The following is a 25,562-nucleotide window of genomic DNA, read 5'->3' on the forward strand; positions in this document are numbered from 1 at the left end:
GTGGGGTATTGCCCTCTCCGGGTGGAGAGGGCAGCAGATCGTTTCTGTCTTACAACTTCGCAAAGACCCGGCGCGCAGCATCGATAGTCTTATTGATATCGTCTTCGCTGTGCGCGACGGACATAAAGCCTGCTTCAAACGCTGATGGTGCCAGGTAGACGCCTTCTTCCAGCATCAGATGGAAGAAGCGCTTGAAGCGTTCAACGTCACACTTCACCACATCCTGATAGCAGGTCACGGTTGTCGCATCGGTGAAGAAAATCCCGAACATCCCACCAACGTGGTTTACCACCAGAGGAATACCGGTTTCTTGCGCGGCCTCCAGCAGGCCGTTGGCCAGTTGAGTTGTCAGGTCTGTCAGGGTTTCGTGAATACCCGGCTGCGCGACTTCGGTCAGACAGGCGAAACCTGCGGCCATCGCAATCGGGTTGCCGGAAAGGGTACCCGCCTGGTAGACCGGGCCAGTCGGCGCCAGCGCTTCCATCACCTCTTTACGTCCCCCGAATGCACCGACAGGCATGCCGCCGCCGATGATTTTGCCAAGGCACGTCAGGTCCGGCTCTACGCCGTAGTAAGACTGTGCCCCCGCCAGCGCGACGCGGAAGCCGGTCATCACTTCGTCGATGATCAGCAGAGCGCCAAACTCATCGCACAGGGCGCGCAGACCCGGCAGGAACTCCGGCTGCGGAGGAATGCAGTTCATGTTGCCTGCGACAGGTTCAACGATGATGCAGGCAATCTCCTGCGGATACTGCTCGAAGGCTGCCCGAACGGTGTTCAGATCGTTATAGGTGCAGGTCAGGGTATGCTTCGCAAAGTCAGCCGGTACGCCCGGTGAGTTCGGCTGACCGAGGGTCAGCGCGCCGGAGCCGGCTTTTACCAGCAGGCAGTCCGCATGACCGTGGTAGCAGCCTTCAAATTTGATGATCTTGTCGCGGCCGGTAAAGCCACGTGCCAGGCGGATCGCGCTCATGGTGGCCTCGGTACCGGAGTTCACCATACGCACCATGTCCATTGTCGGGACCAGTTCGGTGACCAGTTCCGCCATTTTCACTTCCATCTCGGTTGGCGCGCCGAAGCTCAGGCCGCGCTGGGCGGCTTCGATCACCGCATTGCGGATAGCAGGATGGTTGTGACCCAGCACCATCGGACCCCAGGAGCCGACATAATCGATATAGGCTTTGCCATCGACATCATACAGATACGCGCCGTCAGCACGTTCGATAAACAGCGGCGTACCGCCTACGCCGGTAAAGGCGCGAACAGGCGAATTCACGCCACCTGGGATAAGCTCGCGGGCTGCACTGTAGAGGTTTTCAGACTTGCTCATGGCGTCGTTCCTGGTTCGTATAAAATGATTAAGCACACTATTCTAAGTGATCCTCGGAAGGTAATGAAATTTTTGCCCCCTTTCATGCCTAAACAATTGTTAAGTATTTTTCACGGGATGATATTACGCACTCTGGTAAAATCCCTGCGGTTATTTGTATGACGAAAAGAAACGGTAATGAAAGCAGACACTCATTCTTATACTGAACAGCAGTTCAGACGTGCGCAGCACCGTATCAGCATCCGGCGCTTGCTTAATCGTGATAAAACGCCGCTGGCTATCCTGCTGGCTGCTGCCGTGGTCGGCGCAGTTGCCGGGCTGGTGGGTATCGCCTTCGAAAAAGCGGTTAACGCGATAATGAACTGGCGAATTGGAACCGTGGCGGGTTTTGCCTATAGCGGTGGATGGGTATGGGTGTGGGCCTTTGGCTTATCAGCGCTGTTCGCCATGGTGGGCTATTTCCTGGTTCGTAAATTTGCGCCGGAAGCGGGCGGTTCCGGGATCCCTGAAATAGAAGGCGCGCTGGAAGAGCTGAGGCCGGTTCGCTGGTGGCGCGTCATCCCGGTAAAATTTATCGGTGGCATGGGAACGCTCGGTGCAGGCATGGTGCTCGGGCGCGAAGGGCCAACGGTGCAGCTGGGCGGAAACGTTGGGCGCATGGTCGGCGATCTGTTTCGCATGCGCAGCGCGGAGGCGCGACATACGCTGCTGGCAACGGGGGCGGCGGCCGGCCTTTCGGCGGCGTTCAACGCACCGCTCGCGGGGATCCTGTTCATTATTGAAGAGATGCGGGCACAGTTTCGCTACAACCTTATCTCGATAAAAGCGGTATTCACCGGCGTCATTATGTCGAGCATTGTCTTTCGCATTTTTAATGGCGAAGGGGCGGTGATTGAGGTGGGAAAACTGACCAATGCGCCGGTGAATACGCTGTGGCTGTACCTGATCCTCGGCATGATTTTTGGCGTGGTCGGCCCGCTGTTTAACACGCTTATCTTACGCGCTCAGGATATGTTCCAGCGCATTCATGGTGGGAATACCACCCGCTGGGTATTGATCGGCGGACTGCTGGGCGGCGCCTGCGGCGTGCTCGGCTTCATTGAGCCCAATGCCGCAGGCGGTGGCTTCGGGCTGATACCGATTGCCGCAGCGGGTAATTTCAGCATTGGTCTGTTGCTGTTCATGTTTATTTCGCGGGTGATTACCACCGTATTGTGCTTCTCCTCCGGTGCGCCTGGCGGTATTTTTGCCCCGATGCTGGCGCTGGGTACGCTTCTGGGAACCGCGTTTGGCATGGTCGCTGCTGCCGGATTCCCGGCCTATCATCTGGACGCCGGGACCTTTGCTATTGCCGGAATGGGCGCGCTGCTGGCGGCGTCCCTGCGCGCGCCGTTGACCGGCATCGTGCTGGTTCTGGAGATGACGGATAATTACCAGCTCATTTTGCCAATGATCATTACCTGTCTCGGCGCGACACTATTAGCCCAATTCCTGGGTGGAAAACCGCTATACTCCACCATTCTTGCCCGTACCCTGGCAAAACAAGAGGCCGAGCGGGCCCCGACGCAGAATACTTGAATGAATTACCAGGGTATTAGATAATGACATAAAGAATTGGGTGAATTTTACCCAATAGCAGTAGCAGTATTCATGGGAGCATAAGATGAGTGATGACGTAGCGTTGCCGCTGGAATTTACCGAAGCAGCAGCCAACAAAGTGAAAACCCTGATTGCCGACGAGGACAATCCGGATCTGAAACTGCGTGTCTATATTACCGGTGGCGGCTGCAGCGGCTTCCAGTATGGTTTTACCTTTGACGATCAGGTCAACGACGGCGATATGACTATCGAGAAGCAGGGCGTTGCGCTGGTGGTTGACCCGATGAGCCTGCAGTACCTGGTGGGTGGTTCGGTGGATTACACTGAAGGCCTGGAAGGTTCGCGCTTCGTTGTGACTAACCCGAACGCGACAAGTACCTGTGGATGTGGCTCTTCGTTCAGCATCTGACAGGGATGCAGTCGTAAGCCCGGTAAGCGTAGCGCCACCGGGCTTATAAACAACGCTTATCGTGCATTATCATCCAGCGCAAACGTCGGCAGCTTCAGATGCCAGCGTATCGCCGCTAACCGTATCCCTAGCGTGACCACCATACCCAGCATGGCTGCATTTTCTAGCGGCATCGCAAAGGTGTAATACGCCGTCGCGTGAACAATCCCACCAATAATACACGCCGTGGCATAGATTTCGGTACGCAGGATCATGGGAACTTCACGCGCCAGAATGTCGCGAATAATCCCGCCGCCGACCCCGGTTAACACGCCCATGCAGATGGCCACCATCGGGCCCGTTCCCGCATTGAAGGCTTTATTGACCCCGATGCCCACAAAGACGGCCAGACCGACGGCATCCAGTACCGGGAGTATCCATTTCGGTAACCGGCGGGGTTGGCGAACCAACACGATGGTCAACAGACAGGTGACCATCGCCACCACCAGATCGGTTGGATCTTTTACCCAAAATACCGGGCCATTCGCCAGGGCCATATCACGTATCGTCCCGCCACCCACGGCGGTGACCACGCCCAGCACCAGTACGCCAAACGGATCCATGCGCAGTTTTCCGGCGAGTAAAACGCCGGAGATAGCAAAAACGGCTGTGCCAAGAATATCCAGCCAATAAACGAGCATCGTTAAATCCTCGAGCGGGGTATGTTGTTAGTGACTCTCTGCCAGCGCGGCACAGAGCTGTTTTGCGGCGAGGATAATACGCGGGCTGGCGCGTTCAAACCAGTCACTGGTGAGGGGGATCACCGGTATTTTTAGCTGACGTTGCCAGAATTGTTCAATTTTAGGAATCTCGCTCGCATTTCCGACCACCACGATGGCCTGTGGCTGGCGTGCGAGCACCTGTTCCCGGCTGACCTGAGGCCACGGCACCCGGCTGGCTGCAAAGATGTTTTCACCGCCGCAGATTTCCAGCACCTGATTCTGAATGGATCCTTTCCCGGTGGTGAACAGCGGCTGGCTGCCAAACTGCAGGAAGATGCGTTTTTTGACGGGGGTATCGTAGCGGGATTTCAGCGCGGCATAGTCGCTGAGCATCTCTTTCGCGGCATTCTCGGCTTTTGCTGGAGTAGGGCTGTAGGGGGCCAGAGAACGCAGTGCCTGAGCGACCTGCTCAATGCTCACCGCATCAATCCACATCACCTTGATCCCAAGCGAAGAGAGCTGGTTGACCTGCCGCTCGGCGTTACCGCCGCGCCAGGCAAGCACGAGATCGGGTTTAAGCGCCACGATGCGCTCAATGTTCATCCCTTGCCAGGTCGCTACCTGTTCAATATGGGCCGCTTGCGGAGGGTAATCCGAAAAGCTGCTCACGCCGACAGGCGTGATCCCGGCGGCAAAGGCCAGTTCGGTGTTTGCCGGAGAGAGCGTAATCACACGCGGCGCGGCAAATAGCCATGCCGGTGCGAGAAAAAGCAGGGCGACCAGCGCCCTGATGTATGGGTTACCCACGAGCCAGTTTCTGCACCAGGCGCTCCACCATCACGGTGGACTGTTTTGCCGCAACGGTCAGGAACTCGTCGAAGCTGATATGAGACTGCTGGTCAGCCACGTCGGAGATGGCGCGAACCACCACGAACGGAACGTTGAAGTTATGGCAAACGTGAGCAATGGCGGTCGCTTCCATCTCAACGGCAACGGCCTGAGGGAAGTTATGACGAATTTTCGCCAGGCCGACGGAGCCATTGATGAACGCATCACCGCTGACGATCAGGCCGCGTACCGCGTTGAGGTTCAGCTCAGCGATGCAGCTTTCAGCCGCCGCAATCAGTTTATCATCGGCTTTAAACCCGGCCGGGCAACCCGGAAGCTGACCGTATTCGTAGCCGAATGCGGTAACGTCTGCATCGTGGTAACGCGCTTCATCGGAAACAACGATATCACCCACTTTCAGCGTCGACGCCAGGCCGCCTGCAGAACCGGTGTTAATGATAACGTCCGGCTTGCAGCGTTCGAGCAGCAGGGTCGCGCCCAGCGCAGCAGCAACCTTACCGATGCCTGATTTCAGCAGAGCGACGTCAACGCCATTCAACTGGCCGGTATAGATCTCACAGCCACCGAGGGAGAGAGTCTGACGGTTCTCAATTTTGTCACGCAGCAGCGTAACTTCTTCTTCCATTGCACCAATAATGCCGATTTTCATAGATTTACTCGCGATGTGCCTTGTTAAGATGCATAGTCTATCATGCGGTTAAGAGGAAACGCATTCTCACGCGGGGGAGCACATGTCACCAATCGATTTTCGCACCAAAATTAACTGGCACCGACGTTTCCGTTCGCCGCAGGGCGACAAGAGCGAGCATGAGATCCTGCGTATCTTCGAAAGCGATCGTGGGCGGATCATAAACTCGCCGGCAATCCGTCGTTTACAGCAAAAAACCCAGGTGTTTCCGCTTGAACGTAACGCTGCGGTGCGCACGCGCTTAACGCATTCTATGGAAGTTCAGCAGGTTGGCCGCTACATTGCCAAAGAGATCTTAAGCCGTCTTAAAGAGCAGCAGCTTCTCGAAACCTATGGGCTGAATGAGCTGACCGGGCCGTTTGAGAGCATTGTTGAGATGGCCTGCCTGATGCATGACATCGGTAACCCGCCCTTTGGTCATTTTGGCGAAGCCGCCATAAATGACTGGTTTAAACAGCGGCTTTATCCTGCTGATGCGGTAAGCCAGCCTCTGAGCGATGACCGCTGCCTGGTGCGGGATTTACGCCTGCGCGAAGGTGAAGACGCGCTGAACGACCTGAGGCGTAAAGTCCGTCACGACCTCTGTCACTTCGAAGGGAATGCGCAGGGGATCCGGCTGGTACACTCCCTGATGCGTATGAACCTGACCTGGGCACAGGTGGGGTGTATCCTGAAATATACGCGACCGGCCTGGTGGATGGGCGAGACGCCCGCGTCGCACAGTTATTTGATGAAAAAGCCGGGCTATTATCTTTCCGAAGAAGCCTATATTGAGCGCCTGCGTAAAGAACTTTCTCTGACACCAAACGGCCGCTTCCCCTTAACCTGGATTATGGAAGCTGCCGACGACATTTCATATTGTGTTGCCGACCTGGAAGACGCCGTTGAGAAAAGAATATTCAGCGTCGAAGAACTTTATCAGCATCTTTATGAGGCCTGGGGAACGCATGAAAAAGGCTCGCTGTTTGCTCAGGTTGTCGAAAATGCCTGGGAGAAATCGCGTTCAAATACATTAAGCCGCAGCACGGAAGATCAGTTCTTTATGTATTTACGGGTCAATACATTAAATAAACTGGTGCCTTATGCCGCCTCGCGCTTTATTGACAACCTGCCGTTAATTTATAGCGGCGAATTCAACCATGCGTTGCTGGAAGATGACAGCAGCTTTAGCCAGCTTCTTGAGCTCTATAAAAACGTGGCCGTGCGTCATGTTTTCAGCCATCCGGATGTTGAACAGCTTGAGCTGCAGGGATACAGGGTTATCAGTGGGTTACTCGAAATCTATCGGCCTCTGCTGCAGTTATCCGTCGACGAGTTCAGCGAGCTGGTGGAAAAAGAGCGCGTGCGGCGAATACCGATTGAATCCCGGCTTTATCAGAAACTCTCAACCCGCCACCGTCTGGCTTATGTCGAAGCCATCGGCAAGCTGGATCGGCAGTCGCCCCAGTGGCCGGTGCTGGAATATTATTATCGCTGCCGTCTCATCCAGGACTATATCAGCGGGATGACAGATTTGTATGCCTGGGATGAATACCGCAAGCTCATGGCGGTGGAATAAGCACGGAGTTTTGTAAAGACGGCCAATAAATTTTTACCTTTTCCATAAACTTATGGCCGGAACTAAGCGGTATAAAATGAATCTGAGTTACACAGCAATTTTGCGTTATCTGTAAATCGAGATTAAGACACATGAAAAAAACCACATTAGCAATGAGTGCACTGGCTCTGAGTTTAGGTTTAGCGCTGTCTCCTCTGACTGCTACTGCAGCTGAGACCGCATCGTCGGCAGCGACCGCGCAGCAGATGCCAAGCCTGGCACCGATGCTCGAAAAAGTGATGCCATCGGTGGTGAGTATTAACGTTGAGGGCAGCACAACCGTCAATACGCCGCGTATGCCGCGTAACTTCCAGCAGTTTTTTGGTGATAACTCACCTTTCTGCCAGGACGGTTCGCCATTCCAGAGCTCCCCGTTCTGTCAGGGCGGTGGTGCAGGGGATGACACCCAGGGGGGTGGCCAGCAGCAGAAATTCATGGCGCTTGGCTCGGGTGTGATTATCGATGCGGCGAAAGGCTACGTCGTGACCAACAACCACGTTGTTGATAACGCCAACAGCATTAAGGTTCAGCTGAGCGACGGGCGTAAATTTGATGCCAAAGTGGTCGGGAAAGACCCGCGCTCCGATATCGCGCTGATCCAGATTCAGGATCCGAAAAACCTGACGGCGATTAAAATTGCCGACTCCGATGCGCTGCGTGTCGGTGATTATACCGTCGCTATCGGTAACCCGTTCGGTCTGGGTGAAACCGTAACCTCGGGGATTGTTTCCGCGCTGGGTCGTAGCGGCCTCAACGCTGAAAACTATGAAAACTTCATCCAGACGGATGCCGCCATCAACCGGGGTAACTCCGGCGGTGCGCTGGTGAACCTGAACGGTGAGCTGATTGGTATCAACACCGCGATCCTTGCACCAGACGGTGGCAATATCGGGATCGGCTTTGCTATCCCAAGTAACATGGTGAAAAACCTGACCGCGCAGATGGTGCAGTATGGCCAGGTGAAACGCGGTGAACTGGGGATTCTGGGTACCGAACTGAATTCCGAACTGGCTAAGGCGATGAAAGTTGACGCCCAGCGCGGCGCATTTGTCAGCCAGGTGATGCCGAACTCCTCCGCGGCGAAAGCGGGCATTAAAGCAGGTGATGTCATCACCTCCCTGAACGGGAAACCGATCAGCAGCTTTGCCGCGCTGCGTGCTGAAGTGGGCTCCATGCCGATTGGCAGCAAAGTCACCCTCGGCCTGCTGCGTGACGGTAAACCGGTTAACGTGAGCCTGGAACTGCAGCAGAGCAGCCAGAATCAGGTTGATTCCAGCACCATCTTCAGCGGCATTGAAGGCGCCGAGATGAGCAATAAAGGTCAGGACAAAGGCGTTGTGGTAAACAACGTTAAAGCGAACAGCCCGGCTGCGCGCATTGGCCTGAAAAAAGGCGATGTGATCATGGGTGCGAACCAGCAGCCAGTGAAAAACATTGCTGAACTGCGCAAAATTCTGGACAGCAAACCTTCCGTGCTGGCGTTGAATATTCAGCGTGGTGATACCTCAATTTACCTGCTGATGCAGTAATCCTCTCAGGCCCCTGTTTCAGATGAGCAGGGGCTTTTCACCTTTCTGTGACCTTTTCCACAACTCCATACTTCTCCCTTTCACTTTGTGCATTCGCACAATGCAGCGGTAGCTGAACTTCCCTATGCTTGAGCTCTGCTCACAGGAGGGTTACATGGCTGGCTGGCATCTCGATACCAAAATGGCGCAGGATATTGTGGCACGCACCATGCGCATCATTGATACCAATATCAACGTAATGGATGCCCGTGGGCGCATTATTGGCAGTGGCGATCGTGAGCGTATTGGGGAATTGCACGAAGGGGCGCTGCTGGTGCTCTCCCAGGGGCGGGTGGTGGACATCGACGATGCGGTGGCGAAACACCTGCACGGTGTCCGTCAGGGCATCAATTTACCGCTGCGTCTTGAGGGGGAAATTGTTGGCGTTATCGGCCTGACCGGCGAGCCGGAGTCGCTGCGAAAATATGGCGAACTGGTCTGTATGACGGCGGAGATGATGCTTGAGCAGTCGCGCCTGATGCATCTGCTCGCCCAGGACAGCCGTCTGCGTGAAGAGCTGGTGATGAATCTGATTCAGGCGGATGAGCATACCCCTGCACTCAATGAATGGGCGCAGCGCCTGGGAATCGATCTGAATCAGCCGCGCGTCGTGGCGGTAATTGAGGTGGACAGCGGCCAGCTTGGCGTTGACAGTGCGATGGCTGAGCTGCAGCAGCTGCAAAATGCGCTGGCGACGCCGGAACGCGATAACCTGGTGGCGATTGTCTCTCTGACGGAAATGGTGGTGCTCAAGCCCGCGCTGAACGCGTTCGGGCGCTGGGATGCAGAAGATCATCGTCGTCGCGTGGAGCAGTTGATAGCCCGCATGAAGGAGAATGGTCAGCTTCGTTTTCGCGTCGCGCTGGGCAATTACTTCACCGGTCCGGGCAGTATTGCCCGCTCCTGGCGTACTGCCCGCACCACCATGATGGTGGGTAAGCAGCGGATGCCGGAAAGCCGCAGTTATTTCTACCAGGATCTGATGCTGCCGGTGCTGCTCGACAGCCTGCGCGGTGGCTGGCAGGCCAATGAGCTGGCACGTCCGTTAGCGCGCCTCAAGGCGATGGACAATAACGGTCTGCTGCGTCGGACGCTGCAGGCGTGGTTCCGTCATAACGTACAGCCGCTGGCAACGTCGAAAGCGCTGTTTATACATCGCAATACGCTGGAATATCGACTGAACCGGATTTCGGAGCTGACAGGGCTGGATCTGGGGAGCTTTGACGACAGGCTGCTGCTTTATGTGGCGTTACAGCTCGATGAGCAGAGATGAGTGAAATACGGCCTGATGCCCTTACTCCATCCCTTTCCGCGGGAGAGGGCGCAAACACTAAAACGGCAATCAAAGATTGCCGTTTTGCGTTTATTTCCGGGTAAGCTTTTCAAGATCCGCTTCGATTTCGCTAATCTTGTTGGTGACAACGCTTTCAAGGTGACGCAGATCGTCGAGGATCTTACGTTTGAGATCGACTTCAGTGCGGTCGCGCTGACAGATCTGATCGAGTTCATCGATCACATAGCGCAGATTAGGGCTGATTTCCTGAACTTCTTTGTATCCCTGTCCTACACCGTCAGCGACGACGGTCTTACGCTGGCGTGGATATTTAAACTTCACGCTCTTGGCGAAAAACTCTCCTTTGTCCTTGTGAAAATAGATTTTCAGAATGTCGTTATTAGCTTCCTGGCGAAGGCTGTAACGATCAATTTCATCAGGATTGGTAATGCCCAGACTTTTCAGATTATCGTACATAGCGGTACCCTTGATCTCAACATAACCTTTGAATAATTAACGAAAAAATCTATTTTCGCCACCCTCAGATATGAAAAAAGCGGGGTGGCCCCCGCTTTTTGTTATATCCGATTAATCGATGGTGCGCAGCAACTCATTGATGCCCACCTTACCGCGGGTTTTCGCATCAACTTTCTTCACGATAACCGCACAGTACAGGCTGTATTTGCCATCTTTTGACGGCAGGTTGCCGGAGACCACAACGGAACCGGCCGGCACGCGACCGTAGTGAATTTCACCGGTCTCACGATCGTAAATACGGGTGCTCTGACCGATGTAAACGCCCATCGAGATAACGGAGCCTTCCTCAACGATCACGCCTTCCACCACTTCAGAGCGCGCGCCGATGAAGCAGTTATCTTCGATGATGGTTGGATTAGCCTGCAGTGGCTCCAGTACACCACCGATACCCACGCCGCCGGACAGGTGAACGTTTTTACCGATCTGCGCGCAGGAGCCGACGGTTGCCCAGGTATCCACCATGGAGCCTTCGTCTACGTAAGCACCGATGTTAACGTAGGAGGGCATCAGCACGGTGTTACGCGCGATGAACGCACCCTGACGTACGGCCGCTGGCGGTACTACGCGGAAGCCTTCTTTCTGGAAGCGAGCTTCGTCGTAGTCAGCGAATTTCATAGGGACTTTATCGAAGTAGCGGCTTTCTGCTCCGTCGATAACCTGGTTATCATTGATACGGAAAGAGAGCAGCGCGGCTTTCTTCAGCCATTGATGAGTTACCCACTGACCGTCGATTTTTTCTGCTACACGTAGCGCGCCGGAATCCAGCAGAGAAATAACCTGATTAACCGCTTCACGGGTAACGGTATCCACATTTGCCGGAGTAATCTCGGCGCGACGCTCAAAAGCGGACTCAATAACGTTCTGTAACTGCTGCATTGTTTACTCTTTCCATTTCACTAAAAAACACGTCACCCTTTATCGTTTGGATTGAGGGCTGCTGTCAACCGTTGTTGCACTTCAAGTTGCAGGTCATTATTAAGGGCACGCCGGTCGGCGGTGGCGATTATAAATAAATCTTCTACTCGTTCGCCAATGGTTGTAATTCTGGCCCCGTGAAGCGAAATTCCCAGATCGGCAAAAACCTGGCCGACGCGGGCGAGCAGCCCTGGCTGGTCGAGCGCGATCAGCTCCAGGAACGATTTACGATCGGTGTGGGTCGGCAGGAAATTGACTTCGGTATCGACGGTAAAGTGGCGTAATTTCGACGGCTGACGACGCGGCTGCGGTGGCTGCCAGCTGCGCTGGGTGATCGCCTGTTCCAGGCCAAAACGTATCCCTTCATGGCGGTCCGACGACAGCGGGCTTCCGTCTGGCTCCAGTACAATAAAGGTGTCCATCGCCATGCCGTCCCGGGTGGTGAAAATCTGCGCGTCGTGAACGCTCAGGTTACGCCTGTCCAGTTCGGCACAAACCGCAGCAAACAGATAAGGCCGATCCGGGCTCCAGATAAAGATCTCGGTACCGCCGCGCGTGGCCTGCGGACTGAGGAGGATCATCGGTTGCGACAAATCATGCTGAAGCAGATGTCGCGCATGCCAGGCAAGCTGGTTTGGGCTGTGGCGGACAAAATAGTTGGCACGACAGCGCGCCCAAATCTGATGCAGCGCCTCTTCATCAATGTTATCCATCCGCAACAGCGCCAGCGCCTGCAGCTGATGATGGCGTACACGCTCGCGCATGTCCGGGGTGTTTTGCATCCCGCGGCGCAGCTGTTTTTCGGTGGCAAAGTACAACTCGCGCAACAGGCTTTGCTTCCAGCTGTTCCACAGCGTTTCGTTGGTGGCACAAATATCGGCTACCGTCAGGCAGACCAGATAGCGCAGGCGGTTTTCCGTCTGAACCTCTTCTGCAAACTGCTTGATGACCTCCGGATCCTGAATGTCACGACGCTGCGCGGTGACGGACATCAGCAGGTGATGGCGTACCAGCCAGGCAACCAGCTGCGTCTCGCGAGAGTTCAGTCCATGCAGTTCGGCAAATTTCAGCACGTCCTGCGCGCCGAGCACCGAGTGGTCACCGCCGCGACCTTTGGCGATGTCGTGGAACAGGGCGGCAATCAGGATCAGTTCCGGGTGGGTAAGACGTGGCCACAGTTCGACGCACAGTGGGTGACGTGAGCGTGTCTCTTCTCTGGCAAAGCTCTCCAGCTTGAGCATGACGCGGATCGTGTGTTCATCCACCGTATAGGCGTGGAACAGATCGAACTGCATCTGCCCGACGATATGTGACCACTGTGGCATATAGGCCCACAGCACGCTGTGGCGATGCATCGGCAGAAGCCCACGGCTGACGGCACCCGGATGGCGCAACATACTGAGAAAAAGGGATCGGGCTTCCGGGATATAGCACAGTGGCTGCGTCAGATGACGGCGCGCATGGCGCAGATGACGCAGCGTTGTGGAGTAGATCCCGGTGATCGTGCTATTGCGAACCATGGTGTAGAACATCCGCAGGATCGCTTCCGGCTGACGGATAAACAGCGTTTCGTCGCGCAGATCGATAAGCGTGCCGCGCAGCTGGAATTCATCATCGATCGGCCGCGGTTTTTCGTCCGCCGTCAGGGCCAGGATCGCTTCGTCGAACAGCTGCAGCAGCATCTGGTTCAGTTCAGTGACACGACGGGTAACGCGGAAGAAATCCTTCATCATGTGCTCAACCGGCTCGTTACCTTCACCGCGGTAGTTGAGGCGCTGCGCCACGCTGAGCTGACGGTCAAACAGCAGACGGTTATCGTAGCGGCTAAGCTCGAGATGCAGGGCAAAACGGATCCGCCAGAGCAGGTGCAGACACTCATTCAGCTCGTTTCGCTCAGCCTCGGTTAAAAAGCCGAAGCCAACCATCTCGTCCATTGAGGTGGCGCCAAAGTGGCGGCGGGCCACCCACTGCAGCGTGTGAATGTCGCGCAGTCCACCCGGACTGCTTTTAATATCCGGCTCCAGGTTATAGCTGGTACCGTGGTAGCGCTGGTGACGCTGATTCTGCTCCTCGACCTTCGCGGCGAAGAATTTTTCTGAAGGCCAGAAGCCGTCGCTGAAAATGTGTTTTTGCAGCTCCAGGAACAACGCGACGTCGCCAATCAACAGGCGGGTTTCAATCAGGTTGGTGGCGACGGTCAGGTCAGATAATCCTTCGAGCAGGCACTCTTCCAGCGTGCGCACGCTGTGGCCCACTTCAAGCTTCACATCCCACAGCAGCGTCAGCAGTTCGCCAATTTTCTGCGCCTGTTCATCCGGCAGCTTTTTGCGGCTTAAAATCAGTAAGTCGATATCGGAAAGCGGATGAAGCTCACCGCGGCCATAGCCCCCGACGGCGACCAGTGCCACGTCACTGATCTGCCCAAACCCGTAATCAATCCACAGACGCTGCAGGAGCTGGTCGATAAACTCGGTGCGTGCTTCAATAAGCTGCTCCGCGGAGATGCCGGCATCAAATGCGCTTCCGAGCCAGCGCTGGAAGACATCCATATACGCCTTGATACCGGCGCAGGTCAGATCCTGCTGGGGCCAGACGCCCGGGTTATCGGGCTGGTCGGGTAGGGTGGGAAGTGCTGTGTTAGCATACTGTTCGGGTAAAAGATTACTCATCGTGCGCCACCCATAAGAAAAAGCTATAGCCATTAAAAAAGCCGGCATCTGCCGGCTTTTTTATCATTCATCGTGCGTGAGTATCGCCGGGATGGTGTCATCCTTGCGCAACGTCATAATTTCGCAGCCGTTGTCTGTTACCACAATAGTATGCTCGTACTGCGCAGACAAGCTTCTGTCTTTGGTTTTCACCGTCCAGCCATCTTTCATGGTGCGGATGCGGTAATCACCGGCATTGACCATCGGCTCGATGGTGAAGGTCATGCCTTTTTGCAGTACTACGCCGCCGTCATCCGCATCATAGTGCAGAACCTGTGGCTCTTCGTGGAAGACACGGCCAATGCCGTGGCCGCAGTATTCACGCACAACGGAGAAACCTTCCGCTTCAACGAATTTCTGGATAGCGGCCCCAATGGTGCGCAGGCGAATGCCGGGTTTAACCATTTTCAGCGCCAGGTAGAGGCTTTCTTGCGTCACTTTGCACAGACGCTCGCCCAGAATCGTCGGCTTGCCCACGATGAACATCTTAGAGGTGTCACCGTGGTAGTCATCTTTAATGACCGTCACGTCGATGTTGACGATGTCGCCATCTTTGAGCAGTTTTTCGTTGTCCGGAATACCGTGACAAACCACTTCGTTAATCGAAATGCAGACGGATTTCGGGAAACCATGGTAGCCAAGGCAGGCGGAGACCGCGTGCTGCTCATTGACGATATAGTCGTTACAAATGCGGTCCAGTTCACCCGTGCTCACGCCCGGCTTCACGTACGGCTCGATCATTTCCAGCACGTCTGCGGCCAGACGACCGGCGACGCGCATCTTTTCAATTTCTTCAGGTGTCTTAATAGAGATAGCCATGTAATCTGTCCATCAGTGTCGATTTTTTCGACAATACTAGTCTAAGTGTCGTTAATGGTATCAGTCAGGCGCACCCCGTGCCAAATTGAGAATCATTAACAGCACACTCGGCCAACAACTGTTGGTTTCTGGTCGTGTTTTGTGGTATAAAGCGCGCCGGACTTCCGATCCATTTCAGATACACAGGCTGGACGGAAGCGACAAATCTCACTTTGTGTAACAACACACACGTATCGGCACATATTCCGGGGTGCCCTTCGGGGTCGGTAATATGGGATACGTGGAGGCATAACCCCAACTTTTAATATAGAGGTTTTAAACATGGCAACTGTTTCCATGCGCGACATGCTCAAGGCTGGTGTTCACTTCGGTCACCAGACCCGTTACTGGAACCCGAAAATGAAGCCTTTCATCTTCGGCGCACGTAACAAAGTTCACATCATCAACCTTGAGAAAACTGTACCAATGTTCAACGAAGCCCTGGCTGAGCTGAACAAGATCTCTTCCCGTAAAGGTAAGATTCTGTTCGTTGGTACTAAGCGCGCTGCAAGCGAAGCTGTGAAAGATGCTGCTAACAGCTGCGATCAGTTCTTCGTGAACCATCGCTGGTTGGGCGGCATGCTGACTAACTGGAAAACCGTTCGTCAGTCCATCAAGCGCCTGAAAGATCTGGAAACCCAGTCTCAGGACGGTACTTTCGACAAGCTGACTAAGAAAGAAGCGCTGATGCGCACTCGTGAACTGGACAAGCTGGAAAACAGCCTGGGCGGTATCAAAGATATGGGCGGCCTGCCAGACGCGCTGTTCGTAATCGATGCAGACCACGAGCACATCGCAATCAAAGAAGCTAACAACCTGGGTATCCCGGTATTCGCTATCGTTGATACCAACTCCGATCCGGACGGTGTTGACTTCGTTATCCCGGGTAACGACGACGCAATCCGTGCTGTTAGCCTGTACCTGAGCGCTGTAGCTGCTACCGTTCGTGAAGGCCGTTCCCAGGATCTGGCTTCTCAGGCGGAAGAAAGCTTCGTAGAAGCTGAATAATAAGGTTTCACCCCTTATTAGTACCGTGTATGAATAGGGGCCAATTATCGGCCCCTTTTTTCAATTTACACTGTTTGGCCGCAGGCCGGGCAGTTCACATCTCCCGAGGATTTAAGAATGGCTGAAATTACCGCATCCCTGGTAAAAGAGCTGCGCGAGCGTACTGGCGCAGGCATGATGGATTGCAAAAAAGCGCTGACTGAAGCGAACGGCGACATCGAGCTGGCAATCGAAAACATGCGTAAATCCGGTGCGATCAAAGCAGCTAAAAAAGCAGGCAACGTTGCTGCTGACGGCGTGATCATCACTAAGATCGACGGCAACTACGGCATCATCCTGGAAGTTAACTGCCAGACTGACTTCGTTGCTAAAGATGGTGGTTTCCAGGCATTTGCTAACAAAGTTCTGGACGCAGCTGTTGCGGGCAAAATCACTGACGTTGAAGTTCTGAAAGCACAGTTCGAAGAAGAACGTGTTGCTCTGGTTGCTAAAATCGGTGAGAACATCAACATCCGTCGTGTTGCTTCTCTGGAAGGCGACGTTCTGGGTTCATACCAGCACGGTGCACGTATCGGTGTTCTGGTTGCGGCTAAAGGCGCTGATGAAGAGCTGGTTAAACAGCTGGCTATGCACATCGCTGCAAGCAAACCAGAATTCGTTAAGCCAGAAGACGTGTCTGCTGAAGTGGTAGAGAAAGAGTACCAGGTTCAGCTGGACATCGCGATGCAGTCTGGTAAGCCAAAAGAAATCGCAGAGAAAATGGTTGAAGGCCGCATGAAGAAATTCACCGGCGAAGTTTCTCTGACTGGCCAGCCATTCGTTATGGATCCAAGCAAGTCTGTTGCTCAGCTGCTGAAAGAGCACAACGCTGACGTGACTGGCTTCATCCGCTTCGAAGTGGGCGAAGGCATCGAGAAAGTTGAGACTGACTTCGCAGCAGAAGTTGCTGCAATGTCCAAGCAGTCTTAATGATTGAAAAGGAGCCGCCTGAGGGCGGCTTCTTTTTGTCACCCGTCACACGAAATCAGACAGGCTCCAGTATCCCTGTGCTGATATGCGACATATCATGTCGCCAGAATTAACCCCCATCTTAATCGTTGACAGTCTCAGGAAAGAAACATGGCTACCAATGCAAAACCCGTGTACAAACGCATTCTGCTTAAGCTGAGTGGCGAAGCGCTGCAGGGATCGGAAGGCTTCGGTATTGACGCAAGCATCCTTGACCGCATGGCACAGGAAATCAAAGAACTGGTCGAACTGGGTATTCAGGTTGGCGTGGTCATTGGCGGTGGCAACCTTTTCCGTGGTGCTGGTCTGGCGAAAGCGGGGATGAACCGCGTTGTGGGCGACCACATGGGTATGCTGGCAACCGTGATGAATGGCCTGGCAATGCGTGATGCGCTTCATCGCGCCTATGTGAACGCCCGCCTGATGTCCGCAATCCCATTGAATGGCGTCTGCGATAACTACAGCTGGGCAGAGGCGATTAGCCTGCTGCGCAACAACCGCGTGGTGATCCTCTCCGCCGGTACGGGTAACCCATTCTTTACTACCGATTCCGCTGCCTGCCTGCGCGGTATCGAGATCGAAGCCGATGTGGTTCTGAAAGCGACCAAAGTGGATGGCGTGTTTACTGCCGACCCGGCAAAAGATCCGTCTGCCACCATGTACGATCAGCTGAGCTACAGCGAAGTGCTGGAAAAAGAGCTGAAAGTGATGGATCTTGCCGCCTTTACGCTGGCTCGTGACCACAAACTGCCGATCCGTGTCTTCAACATGAACAAACCTGGCGCACTGCGTCGCGTGGTCATGGGTGAAAAAGAAGGCACTTTGATCACGGAATAATTTCCGTCGGCGATAAATACAGGTAAGATTCCGCTTTATTTTGTAGTGGTATCTTACCTGGGCGCGCCTTTGGCGTTGTCAGAATTAAACGCGACTATACTTAGCACACCTGTAGCGCTGTGCTGGCGGATAGTCTGCCTGAGACAAGTTTTCAAGGATTCGTAACGTGATTAACGAAATCAGAAAAGATGCTGAAGTACGCATGGAAAAATGCGTAGAAGCGTTCAAAACCCAAATCAGCAAAATCCGTACTGGCCGTGCTTCCCCAAGCCTGCTGGATGGCATCATCGTAGAATACTACGGCACGCCAACGCCACTGCGTCAACTGGCGAGTGTTACCGTTGAAGATACCCGTACGCTGAAAATCAACGTCTTCGATCGTTCTATGAGCCCAGCGGTTGAGAAAGCGATCATGGCGTCTGACCTGGGTCTGAACCCAAGCTCTGCGGGCGCTGACATTCGCGTTCCACTGCCTCCACTGACGGAAGAACGTCGTAAAGACCTGATCAAAGTCGTTCGTGGTGAAGCTGAGCAGGGTCGCGTATCCGTGCGTAACGTACGTCGTGATGCGAACGATAAACTCAAAGCGCTGCTGAAAGAAAAAGAGATCAGTGAAGATGACGATCGTCGTTCTCAGGACGACATTCAGAAGATGACGGATGCTGCGATCAAGAAAATTGATGCGGCGCTGGCAGATAAAGAAGCGGAACTGATGCAGTTCTGATTTCTGTCGTACACTGATAAACGCCGTTCAGAAGGACTTCGGGTCTTGCTGGCGGCGTTTTGCTTTTATCTGGTCTAACTTTTTTCGGGCATCTCATGAAGCATTTAACACTCCTTGGCTCAACCGGCTCTATCGGTTGCAGCACTCTCGACGTTGTTCGCCATAATCCTGAACATTACACCGTGACCGCGCTGGTGGCCGGTAAGAATGTGCAGCGTATGATCGAACAGTGTCTGGAGTTTACGCCTCGCTATGCGGTTATGGATGACGAAGAGAGCGCCCGCCTGCTCACCGCGCAGTTGCGTGAGAAAGGCTGTCGTACCGAGGTCCTGAGCGGCCAGCAGGCGGCCTGCGACATGGCTGCGCTGGATGAGGTTGATCAGATCATGGCGGCAATCGTCGGGGCTGCAGGGCTGCTACCGACGCTTGCCGCTATTGATGCCGGTAAAGAGGTTCTGCTGGCTAACAAAGAGTCGCTGGTGACCTGCGGACGTCTCTTTATGGAGGCGGTGAAGCAGCGCGGGGCGCGTCTTTTACCGGTCGACAGCGAGCACAACGCGATTTTTCAGAGTTTACCGCAACCTTTTCAACAGAACCTGGGGTACGCTGACCTGGAGCAGAATGGCGTAGTATCGATTTTGCTTACCGGGTCAGGTGGCCCGTTCCGTGAAACGCCACTGTCTGAACTGAGCGCAATGACGCCTGAGCAGGCGTGCCGTCATCCGAACTGGTCAATGGGGCGTAAAATCTCCGTTGACTCCGCCACCATGATGAACAAAGGTCTGGAATACATTGAAGCGCGCTGGCTGTTCAATGCGTCGGCAAAACAGATGGAAGTGCTGATCCACCCGCAATCGGTGATTCACTCGATGGTGCGCTATCAGGATGGCAGCGTCCTTGCGCAACTGGGCGAACCGGACATGCGCACGCCTATCGCGCATGCCATGGCGTGGCCGAATCGGGTGAAGTCTGGGGCGAAACCGCTCGATTTTTGCAAGCTGAGTTCACTGACCTTTAGCGAACCGGACTACGATCGTTATCCGTGTCTGAAGCTTGCGATGAAAGCCTTTGACCAGGGGCAGGCGGCGACGACGGCACTTAATGCAGCTAATGAAATTACCGTTGAGGCATTTCTGAATCAGCAGATCCGATTTACCGATATTGCGACGTTGAATTTATCGGTACTGGAAATGATGGATTTGCGCGAACCACAAAGCGTGGAAGAGGTGCTGGCGGTGGATGCACAGGCTCGCGTTATTGCACGTAAGCAGGTGACACGCCTCGCAAGCTGGTGATAAAGCAAGCACTAGTGGTTGTGCTATTTGTTAGCGTTGGGCTTCAGTGATATAGTCTGCGCCACCTGATCGCAGGTATTTGACTTTACGTGGTCAGGTAAGCCGTGGTTTGACACGGCTTTTTTATGTATAGGCTTCAGTATTCCTGAGTACCGTTAAATCCTTTTCAGGGACCAAAAACGCGTTATGTTGTCTGCGAATCAACCAATAAGCGAAAACTTGCCAGCTCATGGCTGCCGTCATGTAGCAATCATTATGGATGGCAACGGCCGCTGGGCGAAAAGACAAGGGAAGATACGAGCCTTTGGGCATAAAGCTGGGGCGAAATCTGTTCGCCGCGCCGTTTCTTTTGCCGCCAATAACGGCATTGATGCGTTAACGCTCTATGCTTTTAGCAGTGAAAACTGGAATCGACCGCCGCAGGAAGTGACCGCGTTGATGGAATTGTTTGTGTGGGCGCTCGATAGCGAAGTAAAAAGCCTGCACCGCCACAACGTCCGTCTGCGTATTATCGGCGAAACCAGTCGTTTTAACTCACGTTTGCAGGAACGGATTCGTAAAGCAGAAGCGCTGACTGAAAATAATACCGGTCTGACGCTCAATATCGCGGCGAATTACGGTGGACGCTGGGATATTATCCAGGGCGTTCGGCATCTGGCCGAACAGGTTCAGGAAGGGCTGTTGAGACCCGACCAAATTGATGAAGAGGCGCTGAGTAAGCAAATCTGCATGAATGAACTGGCACCTGTGGATTTGGTAATTAGGACAGGGGGAGAACATCGCATCAGTAACTTTTTGCTGTGGCAAATTGCCTACGCCGAACTTTACTTTACTGATGTTCTTTGGCCCGATTTTGATGAACAAGACTTTGAAGGTGCGCTGCATGCCTTTGCCAATCGAGAGCGTCGTTTCGGCGGCACCGAGCCAGGTGGCGACAAAGCCTGATGGGGGTAGCTTTTGCTGAAGTATCGCCTGATTTCCGCTTTTGTATTAATACCCATTGTCATTGCGGCGCTGTTTTTACTGCCCCCGGTGGGATTCGCTATTTTGACGCTGGTGGTCTGCATGCTCGCCGCGTGGGAATGGGGTCAGTTTAGCGGCTTTACCTCACGCACTCAGCGGGTATGGCTGGCGGTAATCTGTGGCTTTATCCTGGCCCTGATGCTGTTTACCTTGCCTGAATATCACCATGATATTCATCAACCACTGGTTGCCGGTTCCCTTTGGATATCGCTGGGCTGGTGGGTTGCCGCGCTGCTGCTGGTGCTTTTTTACCCAGGTTCCGCGGCATTCTGGCGTAATTCAAAAGTGTTGCGTCTTATTTTTGGCCTGCTCACAATTGTTCCTTTTTTCTGGGGTATGGTCGCACTGCGCGCCTGGCACTATGACGAAAACCACTACAGCGGCGCGATCTGGCTGCTTTATGTGATGATTCTCGTCTGGGGGGCTGACTCTGGGGCCTATATGTTTGGTAAACTGTTTGGCAAACATAAACTGGCGCCAAAAGTGTCTCCGGGCAAAACCTGGCAAGGATTCATCGGCGGCCTGTTTACGGCAGCAATCATTTCCTGGGGCTATGGCGTCTGGGCGAATCTGGAAGTGGCACCGTCAATACTGCTGGTGTGCTCTATTTTTGCTGCGCTGGCCTCGGTACTCGGTGATTTAACCGAAAGTATGTTTAAGCGTGAAGCAGGGATTAAGGACAGCGGACACCTGATTCCAGGACATGGCGGTATACTGGATCGCATTGATAGCCTGACAGCGGCTGTTCCAGTGTTTGCGTGCTTGCTTTTACTGGTATTCGGGACGATTTAACGGAAGGTTTTATGCTGAGCATTCTCTGGAATCTGGCGGCGTTCATTGTTGCACTGGGTGTACTGATTACCGTGCATGAATTTGGCCATTTCTGGGTTGCTCGCCGTTGCGGTGTGCGGGTAGAGCGGTTTTCCATCGGTTTTGGTAAATCACTCTGGACGCGCACTGACCGCCACGGCACAGAATTTGTCATCGCTCTTATCCCGCTTGGCGGCTACGTTAAGATGCTCGACGAACGCGTTGAGCCTGTCGCCCCTGAGCTACGACACAGCGCATTCAACAACAAAACCGTTGGACAACGCGCCGCCATCATCGCTGCCGGGCCGGTAGCCAACTTCATCTTTGCTGTTTTCGCCTACTGGCTGGTGTTTATCATCGGCGTGCCTGGCGTGCGTCCGGTTGTGGGTGAAATTGCGCCTGATTCAATCGCGGCGAGTGCGCAAATTACGCCGGGGATGGAACTTAAAGCGATTGATGGCATCGAAACCCCTGATTGGGATGCCGTGCGTCTGCAGCTGGTAGCCAAAATTGGCGATCGGCAGACAACATTCAGCGTGTCGCCGTTTGGTTCTGACCAGCGGCAGGACAAAGTGCTCGATTTACGTCACTGGCGTTTCGAGCCAGACAAAGAAGATCCCGTCTCTGCGCTGGGCATTCGTCCACGCGGTGCGCAGATTGAGCCGGTATTAGCCGAAGTACAGGCAAACTCGGCTGCCAGCAAAGCAGGTTTGCAAGCGGGCGACAGGATCGTTAAAGTCGATGGTCAACCATTAACAGAGTGGATGACCTTTGTTACTCTGGTGCGCGATAATCCGGGCACGTCGCTCGCGCTGGAAGTTGAAAGGCAGGGCAGTCCGCTTTCGCTGACGCTGACTCCGGATACGAAGTCGGTCGGCAAAAAGGCAGAAGGGTTTGCAGGCGTTGTGCCGAAAGTCATCCCGCTGCCAGATGAGTACAAGACAATACGCCAGTATGGGCCGTTCAGCGCCATCCTTGAAGCCACGGATAAAACATGGCAACTGATGAAGCTGACGGTAAACATGTTGGGGAAATTGATAACCGGTGATGTGAAACTGAACAACCTCAGTGGGCCAATTTCAATAGCTCAGGGGGCTGGGATGTCAGCGGAATTCGGGGTGATTTACTATCTCATGTTTCTTGCGCTCATTAGCGTGAACCTTGGGATAATCAACCTGTTCCCGCTTCCCGTTTTAGACGGGGGTCATCTGCTGTTTTTGGCGATTGAAAAGCTAAAAGGCGGGCCGGTATCCGAGCGAGTTCAAGACTTTAGTTATCGCATTGGCTCGATTTTGCTGGTGCTGTTAATGGGGCTTGCACTTTTCAATGATTTCTCTCGGTTGTAAGAGAGTTAGTTAGGAAGAACGCATAATAACGATGGCGATGAAAAAGTTGCTCATAGCGTCGCTGCTGTTTAGCAGCGCCACCGTATACGGTGCTGACGGGTTCGTAGTGAAAGACATTCATTTCGAAGGCCTTCAGCGTGTCGCCGTTGGTGCGGCCCTCCTCAGTATGCCTGTGCGCCCCGGCGATACGGTTAATGATGATGACATCAGTAACACCATCCGTGCTCTGTTTGCCACTGGCAACTTCGAGGATGTCCGCGTCCTGCGCGATGGTGATACGCTTCTGGTTCAGGTAAAAGAACGTCCGACGATCGCCAGTATCACCTTCTCCGGTAACAAGTCGGTGAAAGATGACATGCTCAAGCAGAACCTTGAAGCATCTGGCGTACGTGTGGGGGAATCCCTGGACCGCACAACCCTTTCAGACATAGAAAAAGGTCTGGAAGACTTCTATTACAGCGTGGGTAAATACAGTGCCAGCGTGAAAGCGGTTGTGACGCCGTTGCCACGTAACCGCGTTGACCTGAAACTGGTCTTCCAGGAAGGTGTTTCTGCGAAGATCCAACAGATCAACATCGTGGGTAACCACGCGTTCAGCACCGATGAACTGATCTCTACGTTCCAGCTGCGCGACGAAGTGCCATGGTGGAACGTGGTGGGCGATCGTAAATACCAGAAGCAGAAACTGGCGGGCGACCTTGAAACCCTGCGCAGCTACTATCTGGATCGCGGTTATGCCCGTTTCAACATCGACTCGACTCAGGTCAGTCTGACGCCAGACAAGAAAGGCATCTACATTACGATTAACATCACAGAAGGCGATCAGTACAAGCTTTCTGGTGTTGACGTGAGTGGTAACCTGGCAGGCCATTCTGCTGAGATCGAATCGCTGACCAAAATTCAGCCGGGCGAGCTGTATAGCGGGTCTAAAGTGACCAAAATGGAAGACAGCATTAAGAAGCTGCTCGGCCGCTATGGTTATGCTTATCCGCGTGTACAAACTCAGCCTGAAATCAACGACGCGGATAAAACTGTGAAGCTTCACGTTAACGTTGATGCGGGTAACCGTTTCTACGTGCGTAAGATCCGCTTCGAAGGTAACGACACCTCTAAAGATTCTGTCCTGCGTCGCGAGATGCGTCAGATGGAAGGCGCATGGTTAGGTAGCGACCTTGTTGACCAGGGTAAAGAGCGTCTGAACCGTCTGGGCTATTTCGAAACGGTTGATACCGATACCCAGCGTGTTCCGGGCAGCCCGGATCAGGTTGATGTCGTTTATAAAGTCAAAGAGCGTAACACCGGTAGCTTTAACTTCGGTGTGGGCTATGGTACTGAAAGTGGCGTCAGCTTCCAGGTCGGCGTACAGCAGGATAACTGGCTGGGTACGGGTTACTCCGTAGGTATCAACGGTACCAAAAACGACTACCAGACCTACTCTGAGTTCTCTGTTACCAACCCATACTTCACCGTAGATGGTGTGAGCCTGGGCGGTCGTATCTTCTATAACGACTTTAAAGCAGATGACGCGGATCTGTCTTCTTACACCAACAAGAGCTACGGTGTAGATGGCACGCTCGGCTTCCCGGTTAACGAATACAACTCGCTGCGCGCTGGTTTAGGTTATGTGCATAACGACCTGTCCAACATGCAACCGCAGGTGGCGATGTGGCGTTATCTGGACTCTATTGGCCAGTCAACCAGTAAAAATGGGGACAACAACGGCTTTGCTGCTGATGACTTCACCTTCAACTATGGCTGGACCTATAACCGTCTCGACCGTGGTTACTTCCCGACGGAAGGTTCTCGTGTCAACCTGAACGGTAAAGTGACCGTTCCGGGTTCTGATAACGAGTTCTACAAGGTAACGCTGGACACCGCGTCCTACTTCCCAATTGATGACGACCACAAGTGGGTAGTCCTGGGTCGTACCCGTTGGGGCTATGGCGATGGTTTAGGTGGCAAAGAACTGCCATTCTATGAGAACTTCTACGCCGGTGGTTCCAGCACCGTCCGTGGCTTCCAGTCCAACAACATTGGTCCGAAAGCGGTCTATTACGGCGGTAACGACACCGATAACTGTAATAAATCGTCGTCTTCTGAAGTCTGTAGCTCTGATGATGCGGTGGGCGGTAACGCCATGGCCGTTGCCAGCCTGGAGTTCATCACACCAACGCCGTTCATCAGTGATAAATACGCAAACTCAGTCCGTACATCCATCTTCTGGGATGCCGGTACTGTATGGGATACCAACTGGGAGAATACTGCCCAGATGCGTGCGGCAGGCGTACCAGACTACAGCGATCCGAGCAATATTCGCATGTCTGCAGGTATCGCATTACAATGGATGTCACCGCTGGGGCCGTTGGTCTTCTCTTACGCCCAGCCGTTTAAGAAATACGATGGAGACAAAGCGGAGCAATTCCAGTTTAACATTGGTAAAACCTGGTAATAATCCGCTGCAATGGAATGCGTTGGCAGT

Annotated in this window: 22 protein-coding genes; 14 read left to right on the forward strand and 8 right to left on the reverse strand. The window is 53.8% G+C overall.

The window, feature by feature from the left end:
- Nucleotides 1-49: 49 nt before the first annotated feature.
- Nucleotides 50-1,330, reverse strand: a complete 1,281-nt coding sequence (gene hemL / locus HV242_RS03845; RefSeq protein ID WP_020882609.1) for a glutamate-1-semialdehyde 2,1-aminomutase — start codon at nt 1,328-1,330, stop codon at nt 50-52.
- Between the two features lie 177 nt (nt 1,331-1,507).
- On the opposite strand from hemL, the gene clcA reads away from it, so the two are divergent.
- Nucleotides 1,508-2,908: a H(+)/Cl(-) exchange transporter ClcA gene (gene clcA / locus HV242_RS03850; protein ID WP_025205197.1), complete on the forward strand. Its 1,401-nt coding sequence runs from the start codon at nt 1,508-1,510 to the stop codon at nt 2,906-2,908.
- A gap of 85 nt (nt 2,909-2,993) precedes the next feature.
- Nucleotides 2,994-3,338, forward strand: coding sequence for an iron-sulfur cluster insertion protein ErpA (gene erpA / locus HV242_RS03855; RefSeq protein ID WP_013095643.1), 345 nt, complete (start codon nt 2,994-2,996; stop codon nt 3,336-3,338).
- 56 nt (nt 3,339-3,394) lie between these two features.
- On the opposite strand, the gene HV242_RS03860 is transcribed toward erpA, so the two are convergent.
- From HV242_RS03860 to mtnN, 3 genes are read right to left on the reverse strand one after another with little or no spacing between them, the layout of a single operon-like run.
- The gene (locus HV242_RS03860; protein WP_014168690.1) at nt 3,395-4,018 is read right to left on the reverse strand and encodes a TRIC cation channel family protein; all 624 of its coding nucleotides are present in this window, start codon (nt 4,016-4,018) and stop codon (nt 3,395-3,397) included.
- Nucleotides 4,019-4,045: 27 nt separating this feature from the next.
- Nucleotides 4,046-4,846: a vitamin B12 ABC transporter substrate-binding protein BtuF gene (btuF, locus tag HV242_RS03865; RefSeq protein WP_063858377.1), complete on the reverse strand. Its 801-nt coding sequence runs from the start codon at nt 4,844-4,846 to the stop codon at nt 4,046-4,048.
- Nucleotides 4,839-5,537 (reverse strand): 5'-methylthioadenosine/S-adenosylhomocysteine nucleosidase, encoded by a 699-nt coding sequence (gene mtnN, locus HV242_RS03870; RefSeq protein ID WP_014168692.1) that lies wholly within the window; start codon nt 5,535-5,537, stop codon nt 4,839-4,841. Before mtnN ends, btuF begins: the two co-directional genes overlap by 8 nt.
- An 82-nt stretch (nt 5,538-5,619) precedes the next feature.
- Between mtnN and dgt the strand changes: the two genes are divergently transcribed.
- The 3 genes from dgt to cdaR all read left to right on the forward strand — a co-directional run bounded on the left by dgt (nt 5,620) and on the right by cdaR (nt 10,014).
- Nucleotides 5,620-7,134, forward strand: coding sequence for a dGTPase (gene dgt, locus HV242_RS03875; RefSeq protein ID WP_032679637.1), 1,515 nt, complete (start codon nt 5,620-5,622; stop codon nt 7,132-7,134).
- Between the two features lie 131 nt (nt 7,135-7,265).
- Nucleotides 7,266-8,702, forward strand: a complete 1,437-nt coding sequence (gene degP, locus HV242_RS03880; protein WP_032679638.1) for a serine endoprotease DegP — start codon at nt 7,266-7,268, stop codon at nt 8,700-8,702.
- 154 nt (nt 8,703-8,856) lie between these two features.
- A complete protein-coding gene (gene cdaR, locus HV242_RS03885; protein WP_020882613.1) occupies nt 8,857-10,014 on the forward strand; it encodes a DNA-binding transcriptional regulator CdaR in 1,158 nt (385 codons plus the stop codon).
- Between the two features lie 90 nt (nt 10,015-10,104).
- Here cdaR and HV242_RS03890 read toward each other — a convergent pair whose 3' ends face one another.
- The 4 genes from HV242_RS03890 to map all read right to left on the reverse strand — a co-directional run bounded on the left by HV242_RS03890 (nt 10,105) and on the right by map (nt 14,993).
- Complete coding sequence (locus tag HV242_RS03890; protein WP_014168696.1) at nt 10,105-10,491, reverse strand: DUF3461 family protein; 387 nt, start codon at nt 10,489-10,491, stop codon at nt 10,105-10,107.
- A 111-nt stretch (nt 10,492-10,602) separates the two neighbouring features.
- Entirely contained in the window at nt 10,603-11,427 is an 825-nt protein-coding gene (gene dapD, locus HV242_RS03895; RefSeq protein WP_063858378.1) for a 2,3,4,5-tetrahydropyridine-2,6-dicarboxylate N-succinyltransferase, read from the reverse strand.
- A gap of 32 nt (nt 11,428-11,459) precedes the next feature.
- Entirely contained in the window at nt 11,460-14,135 is a 2,676-nt protein-coding gene (gene glnD, locus HV242_RS03900; RefSeq protein ID WP_063858379.1) for a bifunctional uridylyltransferase/uridylyl-removing protein GlnD, read from the reverse strand.
- Between the two features lie 63 nt (nt 14,136-14,198).
- Nucleotides 14,199-14,993 carry a type I methionyl aminopeptidase gene (gene map, locus HV242_RS03905; RefSeq protein WP_014168699.1) on the reverse strand — a complete coding sequence of 265 codons (795 nt, stop codon included), beginning with the start codon at nt 14,991-14,993 and terminating at the stop codon, nt 14,199-14,201.
- 321 nt (nt 14,994-15,314) lie between these two features.
- Between map and rpsB the strand changes: the two genes are divergently transcribed.
- The 9 genes from rpsB to bamA all read left to right on the forward strand — a co-directional run bounded on the left by rpsB (nt 15,315) and on the right by bamA (nt 25,532).
- The gene (rpsB, locus tag HV242_RS03910; protein ID WP_003856207.1) at nt 15,315-16,040 is read left to right on the forward strand and encodes a 30S ribosomal protein S2; all 726 of its coding nucleotides are present in this window, start codon (nt 15,315-15,317) and stop codon (nt 16,038-16,040) included.
- 117 nt (nt 16,041-16,157) lie between these two features.
- Nucleotides 16,158-17,009, forward strand: coding sequence for a translation elongation factor Ts (tsf, locus tag HV242_RS03915; RefSeq protein WP_008501911.1), 852 nt, complete (start codon nt 16,158-16,160; stop codon nt 17,007-17,009).
- 150 nt (nt 17,010-17,159) lie between these two features.
- Nucleotides 17,160-17,885, forward strand: coding sequence for a UMP kinase (pyrH, locus tag HV242_RS03920; protein ID WP_003856194.1), 726 nt, complete (start codon nt 17,160-17,162; stop codon nt 17,883-17,885).
- Nucleotides 17,886-18,051: 166 nt separating this feature from the next.
- Nucleotides 18,052-18,609: a ribosome recycling factor gene (frr, locus tag HV242_RS03925; RefSeq protein ID WP_014168702.1), complete on the forward strand. Its 558-nt coding sequence runs from the start codon at nt 18,052-18,054 to the stop codon at nt 18,607-18,609.
- A gap of 95 nt (nt 18,610-18,704) precedes the next feature.
- Entirely contained in the window at nt 18,705-19,904 is a 1,200-nt protein-coding gene (gene ispC / locus HV242_RS03930) for a 1-deoxy-D-xylulose-5-phosphate reductoisomerase (protein WP_063858380.1), read from the forward strand.
- Between the two features lie 186 nt (nt 19,905-20,090).
- Entirely contained in the window at nt 20,091-20,849 is a 759-nt protein-coding gene (ispU, locus tag HV242_RS03935) for a (2E,6E)-farnesyl-diphosphate-specific ditrans,polycis-undecaprenyl-diphosphate synthase (RefSeq protein ID WP_014168704.1), read from the forward strand.
- A 12-nt stretch (nt 20,850-20,861) separates the two neighbouring features.
- Entirely contained in the window at nt 20,862-21,719 is an 858-nt protein-coding gene (gene cdsA / locus HV242_RS03940; RefSeq protein WP_063858381.1) for a phosphatidate cytidylyltransferase, read from the forward strand.
- Nucleotides 21,720-21,730: 11 nt separating this feature from the next.
- The gene (rseP, locus tag HV242_RS03945) at nt 21,731-23,083 is read left to right on the forward strand and encodes a sigma E protease regulator RseP (RefSeq protein WP_020882618.1); all 1,353 of its coding nucleotides are present in this window, start codon (nt 21,731-21,733) and stop codon (nt 23,081-23,083) included.
- Between the two features lie 31 nt (nt 23,084-23,114).
- Entirely contained in the window at nt 23,115-25,532 is a 2,418-nt protein-coding gene (gene bamA / locus HV242_RS03950) for an outer membrane protein assembly factor BamA (protein ID WP_014168707.1), read from the forward strand.
- The last annotated feature ends 30 nt before the right edge of the window (nt 25,533-25,562 follow it).

It is taken from the genome of Enterobacter sp. RHBSTW-00593 (genome assembly GCF_013784105.1).
GTDB lineage: Bacteria > Pseudomonadota > Gammaproteobacteria > Enterobacterales > Enterobacteriaceae > Enterobacter > Enterobacter ludwigii.

What these genes read in the sequence shown, in the direction of transcription:
- hemL (WP_020882609.1), bottom strand. Translation starts at nt 1,330, where the DNA reads ATGAGCAAGTCTGAAAACCTCTACAGTGCAGCCCGCGAGCTTATCCCA.
- clcA (WP_025205197.1), top strand. Translation starts at nt 1,508, where the DNA reads ATGAAAGCAGACACTCATTCTTATACTGAACAGCAGTTCAGACGTGCG.
- erpA (WP_013095643.1), top strand. Translation starts at nt 2,994, where the DNA reads ATGAGTGATGACGTAGCGTTGCCGCTGGAATTTACCGAAGCAGCAGCC.
- HV242_RS03860 (WP_014168690.1), bottom strand. Translation starts at nt 4,018, where the DNA reads ATGCTCGTTTATTGGCTGGATATTCTTGGCACAGCCGTTTTTGCTATC.
- mtnN (WP_014168692.1), bottom strand. Translation starts at nt 5,537, where the DNA reads ATGAAAATCGGCATTATTGGTGCAATGGAAGAAGAAGTTACGCTGCTG.
- dgt (WP_032679637.1), top strand. Translation starts at nt 5,620, where the DNA reads ATGTCACCAATCGATTTTCGCACCAAAATTAACTGGCACCGACGTTTC.
- degP (WP_032679638.1), top strand. Translation starts at nt 7,266, where the DNA reads ATGAAAAAAACCACATTAGCAATGAGTGCACTGGCTCTGAGTTTAGGT.
- cdaR (WP_020882613.1), top strand. Translation starts at nt 8,857, where the DNA reads ATGGCTGGCTGGCATCTCGATACCAAAATGGCGCAGGATATTGTGGCA.
- HV242_RS03890 (WP_014168696.1), bottom strand. Translation starts at nt 10,491, where the DNA reads ATGTACGATAATCTGAAAAGTCTGGGCATTACCAATCCTGATGAAATT.
- dapD (WP_063858378.1), bottom strand. Translation starts at nt 11,427, where the DNA reads ATGCAGCAGTTACAGAACGTTATTGAGTCCGCTTTTGAGCGTCGCGCC.
- glnD (WP_063858379.1), bottom strand. Translation starts at nt 14,135, where the DNA reads ATGAGTAATCTTTTACCCGAACAGTATGCTAACACAGCACTTCCCACC.
- map (WP_014168699.1), bottom strand. Translation starts at nt 14,993, where the DNA reads ATGGCTATCTCTATTAAGACACCTGAAGAAATTGAAAAGATGCGCGTC.
- rpsB (WP_003856207.1), top strand. Translation starts at nt 15,315, where the DNA reads ATGGCAACTGTTTCCATGCGCGACATGCTCAAGGCTGGTGTTCACTTC.
- tsf (WP_008501911.1), top strand. Translation starts at nt 16,158, where the DNA reads ATGGCTGAAATTACCGCATCCCTGGTAAAAGAGCTGCGCGAGCGTACT.
- pyrH (WP_003856194.1), top strand. Translation starts at nt 17,160, where the DNA reads ATGGCTACCAATGCAAAACCCGTGTACAAACGCATTCTGCTTAAGCTG.
- ispC (WP_063858380.1), top strand. Translation starts at nt 18,705, where the DNA reads ATGAAGCATTTAACACTCCTTGGCTCAACCGGCTCTATCGGTTGCAGC.
- ispU (WP_014168704.1), top strand. Translation starts at nt 20,091, where the DNA reads ATGTTGTCTGCGAATCAACCAATAAGCGAAAACTTGCCAGCTCATGGC.
- rseP (WP_020882618.1), top strand. Translation starts at nt 21,731, where the DNA reads ATGCTGAGCATTCTCTGGAATCTGGCGGCGTTCATTGTTGCACTGGGT.
- bamA (WP_014168707.1), top strand. Translation starts at nt 23,115, where the DNA reads ATGGCGATGAAAAAGTTGCTCATAGCGTCGCTGCTGTTTAGCAGCGCC.